The sequence below is a fragment of the Paenibacillus pinisoli genome (genome assembly GCF_003605435.1).
Taxonomy (GTDB): domain Bacteria; phylum Bacillota; class Bacilli; order Paenibacillales; family Paenibacillaceae; genus Pristimantibacillus; species Pristimantibacillus pinisoli.
Genome location: NZ_QXQB01000001.1, coordinates 910,783 through 930,347, shown reverse-complemented (window position 1 = coordinate 930,347; position 19,565 = coordinate 910,783). Strand labels below are relative to the sequence as shown.

The 19,565-nt window shown below is 54.9% G+C and carries 21 protein-coding genes; 20 read left to right on the top strand and 1 reads right to left on the bottom strand.

All coding sequences use genetic code 11. The features are described 5' to 3' along the window. Position 1 precedes the first annotated feature (1 nt). From D3P09_RS04460 to D3P09_RS04450, 3 genes are all read left to right on the top strand, one after another. Positions 2 to 697, top strand: a complete 696-nt coding sequence (locus D3P09_RS04460; protein WP_120107542.1) for an ABC transporter ATP-binding protein — start codon at positions 2 to 4, stop codon at positions 695 to 697. Beyond that, on the top strand, positions 697 to 1,452 hold the full coding sequence (locus tag D3P09_RS04455) for a hypothetical protein (protein ID WP_120107540.1): 756 nt from the start codon (positions 697 to 699) through the stop codon (positions 1,450 to 1,452). Before D3P09_RS04460 ends, D3P09_RS04455 begins: the two co-directional genes overlap by 1 nt. Positions 1,453 to 1,534: 82 nt before the next feature. After that, complete coding sequence (locus D3P09_RS04450) at positions 1,535 to 2,626, top strand: polysaccharide deacetylase family protein (protein WP_120107538.1); 1,092 nt, start codon at positions 1,535 to 1,537, stop codon at positions 2,624 to 2,626. 240 nt (positions 2,627 to 2,866) lie between these two features. Here the strand turns inward: D3P09_RS04450 and D3P09_RS04445 are convergent, their stop codons facing one another. Next, entirely contained in the window at positions 2,867 to 3,748 is an 882-nt protein-coding gene (locus D3P09_RS04445; protein WP_120107536.1) for a helix-turn-helix domain-containing protein, read from the bottom strand. Between the two features lie 141 nt (positions 3,749 to 3,889). Here D3P09_RS04445 and D3P09_RS04440 point away from each other — a divergent pair, with 141 nt between their 5' ends. From D3P09_RS04440 to D3P09_RS04360, 17 genes are all read left to right on the top strand, one after another. Further along, on the top strand, positions 3,890 to 4,969 hold the full coding sequence (locus D3P09_RS04440; RefSeq protein WP_120107534.1) for a Gfo/Idh/MocA family protein: 1,080 nt from the start codon (positions 3,890 to 3,892) through the stop codon (positions 4,967 to 4,969). 28 nt (positions 4,970 to 4,997) lie between these two features. Beyond that, positions 4,998 to 5,840, top strand: a complete 843-nt coding sequence (locus D3P09_RS04435) for a sugar phosphate isomerase/epimerase family protein (RefSeq protein ID WP_120108510.1) — start codon at positions 4,998 to 5,000, stop codon at positions 5,838 to 5,840. Positions 5,841 to 6,090: 250 nt separating this feature from the next. Further along, on the top strand, positions 6,091 to 6,543 hold the full coding sequence (spoVAC, locus tag D3P09_RS04430; protein WP_120108508.1) for a stage V sporulation protein AC: 453 nt from the start codon (positions 6,091 to 6,093) through the stop codon (positions 6,541 to 6,543). A 1-nt stretch (position 6,544) separates the two neighbouring features. Then, positions 6,545 to 7,558, top strand: a complete 1,014-nt coding sequence (spoVAD, locus tag D3P09_RS04425; RefSeq protein ID WP_120107532.1) for a stage V sporulation protein AD — start codon at positions 6,545 to 6,547, stop codon at positions 7,556 to 7,558. 5 nt (positions 7,559 to 7,563) lie between these two features. After that, positions 7,564 to 7,914 (top strand): stage V sporulation protein AE, encoded by a 351-nt coding sequence (spoVAE, locus tag D3P09_RS04420; protein WP_120107530.1) that lies wholly within the window; start codon positions 7,564 to 7,566, stop codon positions 7,912 to 7,914. Between the two features lie 146 nt (positions 7,915 to 8,060). Next, positions 8,061 to 9,353 carry a hypothetical protein gene (locus tag D3P09_RS04415; RefSeq protein WP_120107528.1) on the top strand — a complete coding sequence of 431 codons (1,293 nt, stop codon included), beginning with the start codon at positions 8,061 to 8,063 and terminating at the stop codon, positions 9,351 to 9,353. A gap of 189 nt (positions 9,354 to 9,542) precedes the next feature. Next, positions 9,543 to 10,499 carry an AAA family ATPase gene (locus tag D3P09_RS04410; protein WP_120107526.1) on the top strand — a complete coding sequence of 319 codons (957 nt, stop codon included), beginning with the start codon at positions 9,543 to 9,545 and terminating at the stop codon, positions 10,497 to 10,499. Position 10,500: 1 nt separating this feature from the next. Further along, positions 10,501 to 11,754 carry a DUF58 domain-containing protein gene (locus D3P09_RS04405; protein WP_120107525.1) on the top strand — a complete coding sequence of 418 codons (1,254 nt, stop codon included), beginning with the start codon at positions 10,501 to 10,503 and terminating at the stop codon, positions 11,752 to 11,754. After that, positions 11,751 to 13,982 (top strand): transglutaminase TgpA family protein, encoded by a 2,232-nt coding sequence (locus D3P09_RS04400; protein WP_120107523.1) that lies wholly within the window; start codon positions 11,751 to 11,753, stop codon positions 13,980 to 13,982. Before D3P09_RS04405 ends, D3P09_RS04400 begins: the two co-directional genes overlap by 4 nt. A 131-nt stretch (positions 13,983 to 14,113) precedes the next feature. Continuing rightward, on the top strand, positions 14,114 to 14,638 hold the full coding sequence (locus D3P09_RS04395) for a YqeG family HAD IIIA-type phosphatase (RefSeq protein ID WP_120107522.1): 525 nt from the start codon (positions 14,114 to 14,116) through the stop codon (positions 14,636 to 14,638). Continuing rightward, a complete protein-coding gene (gene yqeH, locus D3P09_RS04390) occupies positions 14,638 to 15,765 on the top strand; it encodes a ribosome biogenesis GTPase YqeH (RefSeq protein WP_120107520.1) in 1,128 nt (375 codons plus the stop codon). Before D3P09_RS04395 ends, yqeH begins: the two co-directional genes overlap by 1 nt. A 27-nt stretch (positions 15,766 to 15,792) precedes the next feature. Then, positions 15,793 to 16,662, top strand: a complete 870-nt coding sequence (locus D3P09_RS04385) for a shikimate dehydrogenase (protein WP_120107519.1) — start codon at positions 15,793 to 15,795, stop codon at positions 16,660 to 16,662. Positions 16,663 to 16,738: 76 nt separating this feature from the next. After that, on the top strand, positions 16,739 to 17,035 hold the full coding sequence (gene yhbY / locus D3P09_RS04380; RefSeq protein WP_119798389.1) for a ribosome assembly RNA-binding protein YhbY: 297 nt from the start codon (positions 16,739 to 16,741) through the stop codon (positions 17,033 to 17,035). Between the two features lie 69 nt (positions 17,036 to 17,104). Continuing rightward, positions 17,105 to 17,707: a nicotinate-nucleotide adenylyltransferase gene (gene nadD / locus D3P09_RS04375; protein WP_120107517.1), complete on the top strand. Its 603-nt coding sequence runs from the start codon at positions 17,105 to 17,107 to the stop codon at positions 17,705 to 17,707. After that, entirely contained in the window at positions 17,685 to 18,254 is a 570-nt protein-coding gene (gene yqeK, locus D3P09_RS04370) for a bis(5'-nucleosyl)-tetraphosphatase (symmetrical) YqeK (protein ID WP_120107515.1), read from the top strand. The genes nadD and yqeK overlap by 23 nt, the downstream gene beginning before the upstream one ends. Before the next feature lie 16 nt (positions 18,255 to 18,270). Next, positions 18,271 to 18,618, top strand: a complete 348-nt coding sequence (rsfS, locus tag D3P09_RS04365; RefSeq protein ID WP_120107513.1) for a ribosome silencing factor — start codon at positions 18,271 to 18,273, stop codon at positions 18,616 to 18,618. Beyond that, entirely contained in the window at positions 18,615 to 19,535 is a 921-nt protein-coding gene (locus D3P09_RS04360) for a CvfB family protein (protein WP_120107511.1), read from the top strand. The genes rsfS and D3P09_RS04360 overlap by 4 nt, the downstream gene beginning before the upstream one ends. Positions 19,536 to 19,565: the final 30 nt, after the last annotated feature.

The following is a 19,565-nucleotide window of genomic DNA, read 5'->3' as shown; positions in this document are numbered from 1 at the left end:
CATGGAGCCCATACTGGAGATGAAGTCAGTCGGCAAACGATTCGGCTCCAAATCCGCGCTGGAGGGGGTTTCCTTCAAAGCTGGAGCGGGCCGCATCATCGGTCTGCTTGGCAGCAACGGGAGCGGAAAGTCGACGATCATGAAGATCGCTTCCGGCATTATTCACCCCACTTCCGGCGAGGCGCGGATATGCGGGGAGCCGATCGGGCTGCAGTCCAAAGCTATGACGTCGTTCATGCCCGATAAGCCGCTCACCGAGCCATGGATGCGCGTCCGCGATGCTGTCGCCTTCTACCGGGACTTCTATGCCGATTTTGACAGCGTCAAGGCGCAGGAAATGCTGTCTTTCATGGGACTTTCAGAGCGCGAGAAAATTACTTCCTTGTCCAAAGGGATGAACGAGCGGCTGCAGCTTTCGCTGGCGCTGTCCCGCAATGCCAAGCTGTATCTGCTTGACGAGCCGATTGGTGGGGTAGATCCCGTCGCCAGAGAGAAGATATTGGATGCGATTGTCCAATATTATAGTGAGGACAGCTGTCTGATTATCTCCACTCATCTAGTGACGGATATAGAGCGAATATTCGATGAGGTGATATTTATTAAGAACGGACAGCTTGCTATGCATGAAGAAGTAGATCATATACGGATGACGCACGGCAAGAGCGTCGTTGACTTATTCAAAGAGGTGTATGCTTGATGCTTAAGCTGCTGAAATACGATTGGAAGCGGAATGCTACGATGTCGCTGGCAGGCTTGATCATTCTGCTCGTAGCTCAAATCGTCAATTTGACTGTAGGCTGGAGGAACGGCTGGAATGAGCAATTCGTCATTGTTATTGCATGCCTGCTCTTTTTCTTTAGCGGCTTTCTCGTTTTTTTGATGGCTTGCCAGACGTTTGGCGCGAACTTGAAAGCCTACAGCAGACGACTGCTGCCGCTGCCTACGATCTATACGATCGCCTCGCCTCTTGTGCTGATGTTCGGGTTATCCCTTGTCCTGTTTTTGGTGTTTGCAGCATTCGATGCTGTTTTCGCCGCGATGTATGACAAAGAAGCTTCGTTTTTGTCGCTGCTCGCTGAACAACTGACATTCGGCGAAGCTGCCCTAGCTATTGCTTTGGCCATATGGGGCTCCTTGTTTACATCGCTCGTGATTTTCTTCAGCATGGCTTTTTCGCGAATTGTAGAAGGCAAGGGAGGAACCTTCCTAGGGATCATCGTATGTATCCTAATTTTCGTGACGGTCCCTTGGGTGGAGGACATCCTGTTCTCACCGGAACAAATTTACGGTCTCATCCGTCTAAGCCCGCTTGAGTCCGGCAACGGCAGCATGACGTTGACCTTCGGATCTGCCAATTCGCTTGAGTGGCTGACGCTCGCATTCGAGGCCGGCGTATTGATTTGCCTGATTTATGGTACTATCTTTCTAATTGAGCGTAGGATCAAACTATAGTTGCGAAGCAGGATAGCATTGTCCGCCTCCCTTGGGCTATAATCAAGCTGAATTTATTCCATCGCAAGGGAGAGGGACTGCTTTGAACGATACAATTATAATGAACGGAACGGAGCAAGACCGTTATTACGCGTTTACCTTTGACGACGGGCCGGGCCGTCTTCCCATCAGCCTATGGCTGGATGCACTGGAGGCAGAGGGTGCAGTAGGCACGTTTTTCTTCACAGGCGAGTGGATGGACCGCTATCCGGAGAGAGCGAAGGAAATTATCCGGCGCGGACATGCGCTGGCGCCCCACTCCTATCATCATCGCCGTATGGCTCAAATTCCGAAGCATGTATTCATGGAGGAATTGAAAGCGGTTGAATTGGCCTATCAAGAAGCGACAGGCTTGCCGTGTCCCGCATATATGCGTTTCCCTTATGCAAGCTATGACGATGAGCGCTTGCAATGGCTGGACGAAGCAGGATACGTCGATATTGAAGGCGTAGAATCGTTTGACTGGTCGGGGATTTCTGCCGAAGCCATCGCGAAGGTGATCATCCCTCAATTAAAGAACGGCACGATTGTCGTGATGCACAGCAATGATATCGCGATCGGATCGCCGGGTTCGCTTAAGCTGATCAGCGATGTCGCGAAGCAGCAAGAGCTGACAGCTGTCAGCATGCCGACCATGATGGAATCGCTGGGCCGCAAGCCTTCATATAGAAGCTGGAAGATCGTCGTAGAGGTGCCGGAGACGCTGGAATATCCGCCGCAAGACTGGCATTCAGTTGAATCCGTTACGCCGCAGCTGGTGGAGCAGATTGCTTCATGGGGCGTGGAACGATATGTGAACAGCGCTTCTACTGCTGCCGAATGGCAGGAGCAGCTGGAGCAGCCGCTTCCGTCCCGCGGTGCAAAGGAATGGTTCGGCGTGCGTGAATTTGAAGACTCCTATTGGGGATATGCCCGTGCCTATGCGAGTGGAGATACGCTCATTATTCACGAGCATGGAGCCAAGGAGGCGCAGGCGGATACGCTTGTGTATATGATGAGATGGGCGATCGAACAAGCACAGGCTGCTGGGCTGAAGAGAATCGAAGTCCGTCATGATATCCGCCGGATGCTGCAAATGTGCAAGCAGCTGGACTGGAAGGCTGAGCTGGTATCCGAGAGATTGGGCGATTTGTAAATAAACAAGCTCCGCAACTGTCATGGTCCGCATAGGATAGAGATAAGAGACCGATCGCGAACCTGGGAGGAGCGGGGGTATGAACAGACGGACGATTCGAATCATCTCACTCGTCTTGTATGTGATATTCGTCTTGGTCATGACAATAAGCATCATCGCGCATTGGGAAGGTTAATCCCAGGCAAACGCAAATAAGCCGCATGTGATATGGACTGGAGAGCCATACGACATGCGGCTTATTTATTGTTGGGGCAATGGCAGCCGTGCGCCCTTCAGCTTCCGGTAATCCTTCGGCGCCAGGCCGCGGCTCTCCCGGAATGCCCGCGAGAACGTCTTGTAGGATCCGTAGCCGACTTCCATCGCGATCTCGGTTACGCTCATATCTGTCGATGCGAGCAAGCCGCAAGCATGCCGGATGCGAAGATCGCGGAGAAAATGAACGAATGTCTGCCCCGTTGTTTCTTTGATCAGCTCGCTGATGCGGGACATGCTCATGGAGAATTGCTTTGCGAGATCGGACAAGGCAAGATCGTCTTGGTAATGCTTATGAATATAATGAATAATCGGCCATAAGGAGGCTCCTTTTCTGGATGATGACGTCTCTGCCAGCGCGGGCTGGGAGCGGGTGCGCGCCCGGTCGAACAGCACCAGAATCTCCTTGAGCCGAAGCTGAAGCATCGTCTGCCTCCAAGGCTGATGTCCCTGATATTCACGGTACATATCTTCGATAAGCCCCTTCATGCGTTCATTCTCTGCGCCGCTCAGCTGTACGTAGGGAATGTCGCCTCCCAGATCAATCATCGTATGCAGCCCTTCGCCCGTCCCGGGCTCCATCAGCAGCTCCATGCTGAAGTTGCAGTTGTATAGCTGAAGCTGGCTGCCCTCTGCCGTAAAGATTTCATGCACTTGATAAGGCAGTACAAAGGTAAAGGTGCCTGGCGACATCGGATGCTTCTTCTCGTTGATCGCTTCGGAGCCTGTGCCGTCAATGACATAGGAGAATTCCAGAAAGTCGTGACGATGCGGCCGAAAACCTCTGGGCAGCGTGTTCATACTAATATGAAGGGGGCTTGACGTATTCATATTGGGATAAGTTTTGAAGTAATCGGGAAAGTACGTCATCGAAAAGTCGAGCCTCCGAAAAAATGAGATATATTTCGAAAAAACATGCACGCTTTTTTATTCTATTTATTTTAACATAAAGAGCGTAAGCGGTTATAACAATAGTTCGTACACAACATATATTCGGGAGGCGCTTCAAGTATGGGAATCGGTCATAAAATCAGAATCGGCATTATCGGTGCAGGCAATATCGGCGGCGTTCACGCCCAGGAGTTCTCCAAGCTGGCGGATCAATGCGAGATTACAGCCATTACAGATGCTTTCTTGCCCCTTGCGGAAGCGAAGGCTGCACAGTACGGTATCGGGGCGGTAGCCGCCACGCCGGAAGAGCTGATCGCCCGTGACGATGTAGATGCCGTTATCATAGGTGTGCCGAACCAGCATCATGCTCCGCTGGCTATTGCCGCGCTGAAGGCGGGCAAGCATGTGCTGCTGGAGAAGCCGATGGGAATTAACAGCGAATCGGCCCGCCAAATCCTGAAAGCAAGCAGAGAGTCGGACCGCATCGTGATGGTCGGCCATCAGATGAGATGGGAAGCGGTCCCGATGGCAATCAAAGAGCAAGTCGACCGAGGCGAGCTCGGCAAGATCTATACTGCAAAAACAGGCTGGTTCCGCCGCAAAGGCATTCCGGGCTGGGGCACATGGTTTACGCGCATGGATCAATCCGGCGGCGGTCCGCTGATCGATATCGGCGTTCATATGCTGGATCTGGCCCTGTACTTGATGGGCAATCCGAAGCCGGTATCGGTATACGGCGCGACTTATGCGGAATTCGGACCGAAGCGCAAAGGCATCGGCAACTGGGGTACGCCGGACTGGAACGGCGTCTATGACGTAGAAGACTTGGCGACAGCTTTGATCAAGATGGAGGACGGCAGCACGCTGTCGCTGGAAGTAAGCTGGGCGGTTCATATGGATACGGACAATACGCCGTTCATCCATCTGATGGGCTCCGAAGGCGGCGCCAGCTACAAGGGCGGAACAGGCAAACTGCTGACGGAGAAATTCGACCGTCCGCTGGAGACGCTGCTGTCGAAGCCGGAGAATGACGAAGGCGAAAGAGCTCGCCTCAGCAAGCACTTCCTGGCCTGCATCCGCGAGGGCAAGCAACCGATTACTTCGGCGCTGACCGGATTTACGAACAATCTGATTCTGGATGCCATCTACGAATCGTCCCGTACGGGCCATGAAGTTATTCTGAACTGGGACCTCGACTAATAGAGCCTGTACAAGGAGGGACAATATGATGCTGAGAGGATTGTCGAAGGCAGGATTGGGAACGCTTGGGAGCCTGCGCGAGCTAGTCGAGCTTGCAGGGCGCCACGGTTTCCGATCCGTGGAGCTTGACCCGCTTGCGTTAATGGAGGAGTGCGGGGAAGAAGAGGCAAAGCAGCTTCTGCAAAAGAACGGAGCCGTGCTCGCTTCCTTCGGTTTGCCGGTAGAATGGCGCACGACAGAGGAGAAGTTTCTGGAGGATATGGAGAAGCTGGCTGCTTATGCCGCAGCGGCCAAGACGCTTGGCTGTACGAGCTGCTGCACATACATTCTGCCTTCCACGGATGAGAAGGCCGCCCACTTCATGGCGGTGGCGACACGCCGTTTGCGCGAATGCGCCGTGCTGCTCGCCGAATACGGCATCTCGCTTGGTCTGGAATTCGTCGGCCCGCATCATCTTCGCACCAGATGGGCTAATCCGTTCATCTGGACGATGGATGAGACGCTCGACTGGATTGATGCGATTGGAGAACCGAATGTCGGCTTGCTGCTTGATTCCTATCACTGGTACACAACAGGGCTTGGCGCGGCGGACATCGAGAGGCTGCTGCGTTCCCAGATCGTGCATGTCCACTTGAACGATGCCCCTGAGGTGCCGGTGGAAGAAGCGCTGGACAACGGGCGTGTCTATCCAGGCGAAGGCGTAATCGATCTGGCCTCCTTCCTGAGAGCGCTGGAGCATATCGGATACGACGGCCATGTCTGTCAGGAGATTCTCTCATCCTCTCCTCCGGCTGGTACGCCGGATGAGCTGGCGAAGCGGTCGCAGGAAGGCTTTGACAAGGTGTTTGCCGCAGCCGGCCTGAACGCTTGAACGGAGAATGACAAGCAACAGCATTTATAAATTAATGAAATCCCCCATGATGGCTGCCGTCATGGGGGATTTTGCATTTTGCGGATCGGCGGTGGCATAACGGTCCCCCAAATTACAAATAATGAAACGGAAGGAAGCTTAGCGGCCCCAATGTCTGTGAATGCAGGCAGGTCCAGTGGGGAAACCGCGGGCGGTAAAGGAGGAAGCTCACTTGGCGCCAAAAAAACCAAACACGGAACGATACCAGAAGATGGCGATGTCGCCCAAGGAATATCAAGCGTATGCCAAGGACAAGGAACCGCCTAGATCTATTCTGGGCAACTGTCTGAAGGCTTTTTTGATCGGCGGCTTCATCTGCGTGATCGGTCAAGTGTTTACAGAGCTGTTTGTTCATTTGATGGATATGTCGCGGGAGGATGCCGGCAATCCTACCGTTGCGGTCATGATCTTTATATCCGTTGTGCTGACAAGCCTGGGCGTCTACGACAAGATCGCCCAGTTTGCGGGAGCAGGGTCTGCGGTGCCGGTTACGGGGTTCGCCAACTCGATGTGCTCCGCGGCGCTGGAGCATCGGAGCGAAGGACTTGTGCTCGGCGTAGGCGGCAATATGTTCAAGCTTGCCGGATCCGTCATTGTATTCGGCACAGTGGCTGCGTTTTTCGTCGGGATCGTTCATTTGATACTGGGCACCGGGGGGCAATAAGATGCTTCGGGGCAAACAAACCTGGTGGTTCGACAATAAGCCGGTCATTATCGGCACGGCGACGGTAGTCGGACCGGATGAAGGAGACGGGCCGCTGGCTGCGGACTTTGATCTGGTGCATCCGGAGCTGGACATGCAGCAGAAGAGCTGGGAGAAGGCGGAGCGGCTGCTGCTGGAGCAGGCATCGGAATTTGCGCTGCAGAACGCTAAGCTGGAGCGCAGCCAGCTCGAATTCTATATCGGCGGCGATCTTATGAATCAGATCATAAGCAACAGCTTCGCCGCAAGGTCGCTTGGCGCGCCGTATCTTGGCGTATTCGGAGCTTGCTCCACTTCCATGGAGTCGCTGGCTCTGGCTTCGCAGCTGGTAGACAGCGGAGCGGCGACACATGTGATGGCCGGCACCTGCAGCCATAACTGCACGGCGGAGAAGCAATTCCGCTATCCGACCGAATACGGCTCACAGAAGCCGCCGACCGCCCAGTACACGGTGACGGGAGCGGGAGCGGCTGTCGTAGCCGCGACGGGCGAAGGTCCTGTCGTCGAGTGTGCCACGATTGGCAAGGTTGTTGATCTGGGCATTACAGATCCATTCAATATGGGGGCGGCGATGGCGCCTGCAGCGGTCGATACGATTCAGGCGCACTTCAATGATACCGGACGATCGCCGGGCGATTATGATCTGATCGTGACGGGGGATCTGGCAGGTGTAGGCCATCCCATTGCCAAGGATTTGCTGAAGCAGAATGGCGTACCGATGGACAATACCTTATTCATGGATTGCGGGCTTATGGTCTACGATGTTCAGAAGCAGAAGGTGCAGGCGGGCGGCAGCGGCTGCGGCTGCTCCGCCGTCGTCACTTACGGCCATCTGCTGAAACGCATTCAGAAGGGAGAGCTGAAGCGGATTCTTGTCGTCGCGACAGGCGCGCTGCTGTCTCCCCTATCGTTCCAGCAAGGCGAGAGCATCCCCGGCATTGCTCATGCGGTAGCCATTGCTGCAGGAAAGGAGTAAGGAACATGATCTTTCTATGGGCATTCCTTGTCGGCGGCGCGATCTGCGTGCTAGGACAGCTGATGTTCGATGTCGTGAAGCTGACGCCGGCGCATACTATGGCTACGCTCGTCGTCATCGGGGCCATCGTTGACGGACTGGATTTGTACGAGCCGCTTATCAAATTTGCGGGCGCCGGCGCTACCGTTCCCATCACGAGCTTTGGCAATGCACTTGTGCACGGCGCGCTTACGGAGCTGAACAAGTCCGGGTGGATCGGCGTGATCTCCGGCATATTCAAGGTGACGAGCGCGGGCATATCGGCGGCGATTATTTTCTCGTTCCTTGCAGCATTAATCATTCGGCCTAAGGGCTGAATCTGGACCTCTATATGACATGTACAGCCTGCCAGAGCTTGCTCGGCAGGCTATTGTCATTCTATAGACCTAGCTGAAAGCTCACTCAATTGGAAATATTAGCAACCTTTTGGCGGAGTTTTCGTCTAGTGTTTGGAGGTGTTGTCATGAACTTCATATTCAAGCGCAAGCTGATCCTGCTTGCGCTTCTCGGGACTTTTGTTCTTGGAGGCTGTACTGGCGAAGAGAAGGCGCCCGAACCGGCAAGCAGCCCGCCCGCGGCTCAGGAGCAGCCGCAGCCTGCACCTGAAATAGAGCCTGTTGCATCTGAAACCAAGAGAAACCTGATGCTGTCCCCAACTCTGCAGAAGGATGGCAGCTTAATGGTCAATGTGGACGGAATGGGAGACAGTTTTTACGTATATGTAAAGTCATCCCTCGAGCTGCAAGACCGCATCTACCAGTACATACATGTCTTTCATGACGATCACAGCTTGACCGATGCACTCGTTGCCATTGATCCCGAGGCGGGAGCGGCTGACATTCGGTTCGTCCAGACTGTCGCAGGATCAGATTATCCGGGCTATAACTTCTTTACAAACAATTCCGGCATTGTCGGCAAGCTAGACGAGGATCGCGTGATTCTGCTTGAGCCTGAGGTCACGGACGAAGGCGTGAAGGTCCATCTTTCAGCCATGCATTCGGATACGGGGCAGCTGGAGCGGCTGCAATCCGACATTTGGCCGGAGATGGATCCGTATGACACGATTTATCAGAAGCGATGGGATGAAGAGAAGGGCATGCTGTTTCTTCAAAGCTTTGAAGGAACGATCTGGCTGTTCGATGTGCAGTATGGAACGTACACGCGGCTGGACAAGCCGTTTCGGGTCATTCCCCACTCCACAACCGGCTATCCGTCTTTGTTCTTGTCACCGGCCATGGACCGCTTTGCCTTTGACGATGAGAGCGGAGCTCTCACCTTTTATGACATGAACGGCAAGGAGCAGGGTGCTTATCAACTGCGGGATGAACGCTTTGTGCCAAGCGATAAGGTGAAATGGAATGCCGAGGGTGCGTTCGCTTGGGTCGAGTCGGCGGATGCGGATGATAGATGGTTGAAGGATATCGATGTTGATCTCTCGGTGATTGCCCCGCAGCAAATCGATTTTCTGGACAAAAACGCCAAGCCGGTCAGAACCCTTCAGGCGCCTAAAGGCAGGAACATCGAAGTAGCAGGATGGCAAAATGATCATACTGCATTCATCAAGGAATATGAATTTTGGGCTGGGGAAGAGCCGAGGGAAACGAATGTCCGCTACTACTCGTATGAAGTGAAGACGGGCAAGAAATCGGCTCCATCTGCCGAGAGTCCCCTTGAACCTGTTCCTGCAGCCAAAGATCAATGGGAATATGAAGCTCTTGAACATTCGATTCAGTACCGCCAAGTGAAAGCGGATTAATCGGCAATCGGCTATGAAGAAACCTATTATTGCGCTTAGCAGGGCAATTAGGTATATGGACCCGGCTGGAAATTGGAGGATTCTGTGGGATTCTCCAATATTTTTTGTAGCGCCGCAGTTTGTGCTACCTCATTGCGTTACTGTAAAATGATACTATTATCTCAGATTATATTTCCGGGAGGTTATGTCATGGATATCCGCACGGCTGACATGGAATTATGCACCTCGATTCTCCGAAACTTAGATACTTGTATCCTGGGAAAACATGAAGAAATAGAAAGATTGCTTATTGCGGTTATGGCCGGCGGCCATGTGCTGCTTGAGGACGTGCCGGGAACCGGCAAAACACAGCTTGTCAAAGCACTCGCAAAATCTATTGGAGGCCAATTCCGGCGAATTCAGTGCAATCCCGATTTGCTTCCTACCGATATAACGGGCGTCTCCATCTATCACCCCAAACAAGAGACCTTCCTGTTCCGTCCCGGTCCGGTTATGACGAACATTCTGCTGGCTGACGAGATTAATAGAGCGACGACCAAGACGCAGTCCGCGCTCCTGGAGGCGATGGAGGAAGGACATGTCACAGTAGACGGCGATACGTATGAGCTGCCCCGTCCGTTCATTCTGCTGGCGACGCAAAACCCCATTGAATTTGAAGGCACCTATACGCTGCCGGAAGCCCAGCTTGACCGGTTCATGATGAAGCTGTCGCTTGGTTATCCGAGCGCCGAAGACGAGCGCCGCATGATTACCTCGGGCTCAGGCGACCATCCGTCCGACGGGGTGCAGCCTGTGCTGGATATCGCCGATATGATCAGCATTCAGCGGCAAGTCGCCGGGCAACACATCGACGATGCCGTCGGCAACTACATTGTCGAGCTCGTAAGGGGCACGCGCGAGCATGGAAGCGTCCTGCTCGGAGCAAGTCCGAGGGCTGCGATTGCGCTCACCAGAGCGGCGAAAGCGCATGCCTTCCTGCGTCAGAGAGATTATGTTACGCCAGATGATGTGAAGGCGCTTGCATCGTATGTATTATCTCACCGGCTGCTGCTTCGCACCGAAGCTCGAATGAACGGTCTGCGCGGGGAAGATATCGTGGGCCAGATCGTTCAATCGACCAAAGTGCCTGTACGGTTAGAGCGTTAATATGATGAAGGTTAAAGCGACGAAAGCTAAACAATACCGCTGGCAATTTGTCGCCTCCGTCTATGGTTGCAGCCTGTTTTATTTTCTGTTCCAGGGCGGCAAGACGGCACTTATGCTCTTCATTATTTTGAATATGCTTTTCGTTTATTTGATTCTGGGCCGCTGGAGCGGCATCAATAAGGTGTCCGGGACAAGGTCGTATTCCGGTCACAGTGCCGCGGTTCATAGCGCAATCATGGCGGGCGAAGCACTCGATGTAAGCCTGAGTGTGAAAATCCCAGGCTTTTTTCCGCTGCCTTATGTCATTGTCAGGGACAGCCTTGTCCGCCATAACGGGCAGACGCTCAGCTTCGAGACCTCCTTCGTGCCGAACTGGAAGCGAGGCGGCGAGGTGACGTACCGGACGCCTCCGCTTGTGCGCGGCAACTATCACTTCAAGGATACGGAATGCCTGTCTTACGATGTATTCGGCCTGTTCGAGCATACTGGCCAGTTCCGTTCGGATGCGAAGTTTAGCGTATTGCCTCAGACGGTTCCGCTGCGCCAATGGAACGGATTCCGGCAAGGCATACGGGGACCTTACTCGCATGCGACAGCTTCCAGATCGGCCAAGGAGACGACTCAGATTAACGGCGTGCGCGAATATCATCATGGCGACAGGCTGTCGCGGGTTCATTGGAATGCGACGGCTAAGACCGGCCAGTGGAAGTCGAAGGCATTCGAGCGGGAGTCGCTGCCGCGTACGCTGCTCATTCTGGACCGCCATCTGAACCCGCAAGACGGTTCGGTTACGGAGCGGTTCGAGCTGTCTGTCTCTGTCGCTGCTTCCTTTATGGAGCATGGATTCAGGGACGACACCGCGATGGGGCTATTGTCGGTCGGCGAAGAGACGACGATCCTGCCGCCGAAGTCGGGAGCGGATCAGCGGAACATGGTGCTGAAGCATCTGACTTCCGTCGATGCGGATGCCGCTTATCCGTTGTATGCTTCCTTGCAGCAAGCCCAGTCCGCTATAGAGCCGGGCTGCTTCGCGATCGTCATCTCCTCAGAGACCGGCGAAGGAGTCATTCAAAGCATGGAATGGCTGTCGCGCAAAGGCGTGACGCCTTGCCTCATTCATATCGGCTCCCCTGCGAACCGGATTAGCGGCAATGTAGCGTGGAAGCGCATCGTGGAGAGCCGGGGATGGCTGATCTATGACATTAAGCGGCTGCAAGACCTGCCGGCAGCGCTCGAAGGGAGCGTGATCGCATGAAAAAGCTGAAGTTCTGGGCCGCTTCTTATGTGAAGCTGCGCTGGTACGAGCGTTTCGTCTCTCTTTTTGTTGCCATTATACTGATAAATTCAATAGCTATCTTTGAAAACTACTGGTGGCCTGAATCGTTCAAGATCGCGTACTATACACTCGGGGCCGCAGCCCTAATCGATTTAATCCTTCCATTAAAAGGGCGCACCATCCGCTTGCTGCTTCAATTCGCAGCAACAGTGTTCATCACCTTCCGATTCGCCAGAATGGAATGGTCAGCCGCTCCTTCGGCGGACTCCGGAGAGTGGGGCTGGTGGTTCAGGGAGACGCTGGCGGGGCTCCATCCATTTCTCTGGATCGGGCTGTCGCTGCTGGCTATCCACTGGCTGTTCACGGGCTGGACGGTGAGCAGGCCGCGGATGTTCGGTTTTATCGGGGCAAGCATTTTGATTCTGACGATAGCTGATTCCTTTACGCCAATCTGGCTATGGGATAATGTCGCCGTTGTTATATTTGTAGGCCTCGCGTGGCTGGTCATGAACCATCTGGACAGGCTTCAGCGCACGCATCCCGAAAGCTTGAAAGAGCTGTTGGAGTATCCCGTCCGGGTATTTACGCCCGCCGTTATCGTCTTGTCCGTGCTGTTCATTATTGCACTGAATGTGCCTTCCATCTCTCCATTGCTTCAGGACCCTTATACCATCTGGAAGAAAGCTCGTGGCGAAGAGGTTCATGTCTTTCTAGGGGAGAAGGCGCTGCAAAGGGATGATATCCTGACGCCTGAAGGCAATTCCAGCTCCGGCTACAGCCGGGATGATGCGGTGCTGGGCGGAGGCTTCGACTATGATTTCTCTCCGATGATGACCGTATCGACCTCGCAGCGAAGCTATTGGCGCGGGGAGTCGCTTGGAGAGTATACCGGCCAAGGCTGGCGAAACTCCCTGTTCATTGAAAGCGAGCGGGTCGTTCCGGAGATATCGCTCTCTGACGGCGGCGGAAGGGAGAAGGCTCAGATAGCTGAGGTGCATCAGGTTGTCACGCTGGAGAGGGAGGATGCTTATCCGATTTTGTTCGGCGCGGCGCCAGTCTCGAAGGTGAAATGGATCAATAGCGAGACGGAAGCCGTGATGTCGAATGCGATGAGATGGTCCCCGGAACGCTGGGAGCTGCAGTGGAATGAAGCTTTGCCTTATCCCAAAACATATGCGATCACCTCTGCCGTAGTTACGCTGGATGAGCAAGGACTCCGTACCGCGAAAGCAGTATTGCCGGACGGACTCAGCCAGTACTATCTCAGCTTGCCGGCCGAATTGCCGGATCGCGTACGCGGGCTCGCCGAGGATATCACGGCAAGCGGAACAACCGATTACGACCGGGCGAAGCTGATCGAAACGTATCTGAGGCAAAATTATATCTACAATAATAAGCCGGACCTGTCCAAGCTGTCTGGCAATACGAAAGACTTCGTCGACGGATTCTTGTTCGAGCTCCAGGAGGGGTATTGCGATTACTTCTCGACTGCGATGGCCGTCATGGCCCGCAGCATAGGGCTGCCAAGCCGCTGGGTCAAAGGCTTTACACCGGGCTCATTGCCGGTGGATCGTTACGGGCCGCCGGGTGAAAATATGCTCGATGGCGAACGCTATAATCCTACTGGCGCAGGCACCTATACGGTTCGCAACTCAGATGCGCATTCCTGGGTCGAAATTTATTTCGAAGGATTCGGCTGGATTCCGTTCGAGCCGACATCCGGCTTCCGTTTCCCGTACGTGTCGCCTGAAGGCGAAGAGCTGGATCTCACTTTGCCTGAGGCAGACCAGTCCGAGACGCCTGAGGCTGCTGTGAAGACAACCGGCGCTCCAAGCCGCGTATGGGGCATCGTTAGCTTGGCCATTCTGGTCATTGCCGCAGCTGCTTGGCTCATTGTGAAGCGCCGCCAGATGGCAACGGCCTGGTTCAAAATCCGGCACGGCAATCTGAACACGAATGAACAGATTGTAATGGAAGCGAATCGCCTGATCCGTTTCTGCAAGAAGAGGGGCATGAAGCGGGAAGAGCATGAGACGCTGCGCGAAGCGGTAGCCCGCTGGTCGCAAAGCCAGCGGCGGCTGCAGGAAGACTTCCGCGTTGTGCTGGACGGCTTCGAGAAAGCGAAATATGGCCAAACGGGCGCAACGAAGGAAGAAGTGGAGCGTTATACGAATAAAGTCCGGTACTTGATTGGCGAATTGAAGTAAAGGGCCATCATTCAACCTGAGTTGACTGCCGCCTGACAGCGATGCTGGCAGGCGGTATTTCTTTGCAACAAATTCCGTTTATATGGTATAGTTTCGTAAGATAGCAGGCAGAAAGCAGAGGGATATCGCTTATGTTCGAGAGATTGCTGCCGAATATGCGCGTTCATTCAGTATACGATATTGATTTGAATGTGCTGCACGCCCAAGGTGTGCGCGGCATTATTACAGATTTGGATAATACGCTCGTCGGCGCCAAGGAGCCTCTTGCGACGCCAGAGCTTGTCATATGGCTGGACAAGGTGCGTGAGGCCGGCTTCAAGGTCGTCATCGTGTCCAACAATAATGAGACGAGAGTCGGGCAATTCGCTGCCCCGCTCGATATTCCGTTCCTTCACGCCGCGAGGAAGCCGACGCAGGGCGCCTTCCGCAAGGCGCTTGCCATTCTGGGCCTTAAACCGGATCAGACCGTGATGATTGGCGATCAGATGATGACCGATGTGCTCGGCGGCAACCGGATGGGGCTGTACACCATTCTGGTTGCACCGATCTCGCCGGCCGACGAAGGCGTAATGACGAAGGTAAACAGGGGACTGGAGCGGATCGCGCTGGCACGGCTTAGAAAGCGCGGCATGTGGTATGAGGAGGGAACGAAGTAATGGAACGGCAGCTTAGAGAACATACGGAATTATCCTGCGCAGGCTGCGGCGTGCGCTTGCAGTCCGAAAGTCCGGAACAAGCAGGCTACATTCCGGAGGCGGCAATTGCGAAGGAGCCCGTCATCTGTCAGAGATGCTTCCGTATCAAGCATTATAATGAAGCTTCATCGGTAGCGATTAATCAAGACGACTTCCTGCGCTTGCTGGGGGGAATCGGGGAGACGGACAGCCTTGTTGTGCATATCGTCGACCTGTACGATTTTGAAGGAAGCCTTATATCGGGCTTGCAGCGGTTCGTGGGCAACAATCCGGTGCTGCTTGTCGTGAACAAGATCGACCTGCTGCCGAAGGGCATGAATATGAACCGTGTTCGCAACTGGGTTCAGAAGCAGGCGAAGGCGCAAGGGCTTCGAACGGTCGATGTGGTGCTGTGCAGCGCCAAGCGCAATATGGGCTTCGACCATGTGATTGAATCGCTTGACCGTTACCGCAACGGACGCGACGTCTATGTGGTCGGCGCGACCAATGTCGGCAAGTCGACGCTGATCAACCGCTTGATCAGCGATTACAGCGATATGGAGCGCGAGCTGACGACATCCCGTTATCCGGGGACGACGCTGGATGCGGTGCATATTCCGCTGGAGGACGGCAAGGCCATTATCGATACGCCGGGCATCGTCTATACGAGCCGGATGACCGAGGTTGTGCCGCGGAGCTTCCTAGGCACGCTTATGCCGGACAAGCCGATCAAGCCGCTTGTGTATCAACTTAACGAACAGCAGACGCTGTTCATCGGAAGCATCGTCCGCTTCGACTTTGTCGAGGGAGAGCGCCAATCGTTTACGCTTTATCTATCGAACGCGCTTAATGTGCATCGGACGAAGCTCGACCGCGCCGACGATCTGTACGACAACCATAAAGGCGAGCTGCTCGGCACGCCTACGACGGCGGAGCTGGAGACGATTCCGGAGTGGACCCGCCATTCGCTCAAGGTCCGTCAGGGCGAGCGGCAGGACATCTTTATCTCCGGTCTTGGCTGGATTCAGGCGAACGGAGGCCGAGGCGCGCTGATTGATATTTACGCACCGAAGGGCGTTAAGGTCATGCTGCGCGATTCCATGATTTAATGCAAGCGCCTTAGGAGGGGAGCCGCCATGACAGAGCATATCGCAAGACAAGGCATTGACAGCCACACTGTGCTGTACGGCGTAATCGGCGATCCGATTCGCCATTCGAAGTCGCCGATTATGATGAACCGGGCATTTCGGGAGCGGGGCGTCAATGGCGCTTACGCGGCCTTTCACATTACGGATGACAAGCTGGGAGACTTCATTCGCGGCGTACGGGCAATGGGAATTCGGGGGGTCAATGTGACGATTCCTCATAAGCTGCAAGTGATGGAGCTGCTGGACGAGATTCATGAGGGCGCCAGAGCGATCGGCGCTGTGAACACCATCGTGAACGAAAACGGCCGGCTTATCGGCTACAATACAGACGGGATCGGGTATGTGCGGTCCTTGAAGGAAGAAGCGGCTCCGTCGATTGAAGGCAAGCGGATTGTTGTCATCGGTGCCGGCGGCGCTTCACGCGGTATTGTATATGCCTTATTGCAAGAGAGGCCTGCTGCGATTACCATAACGAATCGTACGGTTCAGCGTGCAGAAGAGCTGGCGGCTTCTCTGAGGGCTGACGGCACGAAGCTGGGCGCTTCCTCCAATGACCGTCTGGAGGAGCTGTGCGGGGATGCCGATATTGTAATCAATACGACCTCGGTCGGCATGTTCCCGCAAGTGGACGAATCCCCCGTGCCTGGCCATTGGCTGAAGCCGGGCGCTGTAGCAAGCGATTTGATCTACAATCCGCTGAAGACCCGGTTTCTGCGCGACGCGGAGCAGCATGGCTGCACGGCGCATGGCGGGCTGGGCATGTTTATTTATCAAGGTGCCTATGCGTTCGAATATTGGACAGGCCAGCCTGCGCCGGTTGCGGCGATGCGGGAAGAAGTTCTGGCTGCGCTTCAGTGAGGGCTCGTGCGGCTTTATAGCACAATAAGAATAGATATTATAGCAAGATTGATGCAGACGAAAGAAGGATACCATTATGCTGACTGGCAAACAAAAACGTTATTTGCGCTCGCAAGCGCATCATCTACAACCGATCTTTCAGGTAGGGAAGGGCGGCACCAACGATCATCTGGTTCGCCATATCGAGGAAGCGATCGAGACAAGAGAGCTGATCAAAGTGTCGGTCCTGAACAATTGCCTCGATGATCCGAAGGAAATCGGAGCCGAAGTTGCTGCTGCGGCAGGCGCAGAGCTTGTCCAAGTGATCGGCAAAACGATTGTGTTGTACAAGGAGTCTAAGGACCACAAAAAGATAGAGCTTCCAAGAGCTTAAGAGCAGCAGCCGCGAGTTGGCAAAAATTCGCATGGCTGGGGCAAGCTATGATTCGGAGGAGGTACGGCCATGAGGAAAATTGGCATCATGGGCGGAACATTCGATCCGATCCACATCGGTCATCTCCTTGCCGCCGAGACAGCGCTTGAGCAGGGCGGACTGGATGAAGTATGGTTCATACCGACGGCAGACCCGCCCCTGAAGGATGCGGCTCCCTCTACACCGGCCGAGGACCGCTTGGCGATGACGCGACTCGCTGTAGAGGGAGAGTACCGGTTCCGCGCTCTTGATCTCGAGATCAGGCGCGGCGGGACCAGCTACTCCTACGATACGGTGAAGCAGCTGCAGGCACAGCATCCGGACTGTTCCTTCTCATACATCATTGGCTCCGACCGCATCAACGATCTGCCGAAGTGGCATCGTATCGGTGAGCTTGCGGCGATGGCCGGCTTTATCGGCCTGGAGCGTCCGGGCGAGAAGCCGATGACGGATTCGCTTCCGCCGTATTTGCAGGCGTCGGTGCAGATGGCCCGCATGCCGCAGATCGGGATCTCGTCAACTCTGATTCGCGAGCGGCTGCTCGCGGGGAAGTCGATCCGTTATCTTGTGCCTGATCCTGTGTGCGACTATATAAGGAGGCATGGAATGTATGGATCGACAACTCATCATTGAGCGGGTCCGCGCTGAGATGCCGGAGCGCCGCTGGCGCCATACCGAAGGGGTCATGATGACCGCAATCGCGCTTGCCAAGCGGTATGGCGAAGATCCGCAGCGAGCGGAGCTTGCCGCGATTATTCATGACGTGGCCAAATTCTGGCCGATCGAGCGCCAAGGCAATGCCATTCGGGACTACGGGTTGCACCATGAGGTTTTGGGCTATGACAAGGAGCTGTGGCATGCGGAAGTCGGGGCCTGGGTCGCGGAGCATGAGTTCGGCGTGACGGACGCCGGGGTGCTTGCTGCGATCCGCTACCATACTTCTGGGCGCAGAGGCATGACCAAGCTGGAGAAAATCGTCTGGCTGGCGGATTATATCGAGCCGGGACGAGATTTCCCGGGTGTCGACACCATCCGGGCGCTCGCCGAGGAGCATCTGGAGAAAGCGGTGCTGGCAGGTCTGGACGGAACTATCGGATTTCTGATCGCCAAGGGCAAGCGGATTTATCCGATGACGCTTGAAGCCCGGAACGGGCTTATTGAAGAACTGCAAGCGCAATAGAAAAAGGAGGAATATGATGGCAGTACAATCTCATGAATTGATGAAAATAGCGGTGACAGCCGTTGAAGATAAAAAGGCGATCGACGTCATTGCTCTGGATTTGAAGGATATTTCCCTAGTTGCGGATTATTTCATCATCTGCAGCGGCAACTCGGACACGCAGGTGCAAGCCATTGCGACCGAGGTGCGGAAGCAGGCGGATCTCGCCGGCGCCCGCATTCGCGGCCTGGAAGGCATGGACTCTGCAAGATGGGTGCTGATCGACCTGGGGGACGTAATCGTGCATATCTTCCATCGCGAAGAGCGCGAATATTACAATATCGAGAGATTATGGTCCGACGCTAAGGTTGTGGAATTCGCATGAGCCTTGTTGCCGGTCAGACCTATTCACTTAAAATATCGCGAGAAGTATCTCCATACGGCTTCTTCCTGACCGACGGGGAGTCGGAGGTGCTGCTCCACTATACGGAGCTGGTCGGCCACAAGCCTAAGGTTGGCTTCCCGGTAGACGTATTTATCTATTACGATTCCGAAGACCGCCTGGCCGCTACGATGAAGAAGCCGCTTCTCCAATTGGACGAGCTGGCCCGCCTGCGGGTGGTGGATGTGCATCCCAAGCTGGGCTGCTTCCTGGAGATGGGGCTGAGCCGCCATCTGCTGCTGCCGCTGTCGGAGCTGCCTGAGGGCATCAATTACCGTCCGCTGCCGGGAGACGAGGTATTCGTGGTCATGAAGCATGACAAGATTGGCAGGCTGGTTGCCAAGATTGCCTTTGAGGAAGAGCTGTCCCCGCTTGTGTTCCATGCGCCTGACTCATGGCGCAATACATGGGTGGAGGGCTGGGTGACCAAGACGCTTCAGATGGGTTCGTTCGTCATTGTGGACGGCGGAGTCGTCGGCTTCGGCGTCTATGGGCTGATCCCAAGCCCTGATCGCACGAGAGCTCTTCGGCTCGGTGAACGAGTGAGAGCTCGCGTCACATTCATCCGTGAGGATGGACGCGTCAACCTGTCCATGACCGAACGCAAGGAAGTGGGACGGGTAGAGGACGCCGACCGCCTCCTGGCATTCCTGAAGGAGCGTCCGGGCGGCGGCATGCCGTACTCCGACCAGACAGAGGCGGAGACGATCAAGCAGCGGTTCGGCATTAGCAAATCCGCATTCAAGCGGGCGATTGGCAAGCTGATGAAGGAAGGTCTGGTTACGCAGAAGGGCAGCTGGACATATCTGGCCTCCGCTGGCGATTCCTCCGCGGAAGCAGAGGGAGTGGAGAAGAAGTGAGCCAATCGTACGGGCAATTCGCGCTCGTGT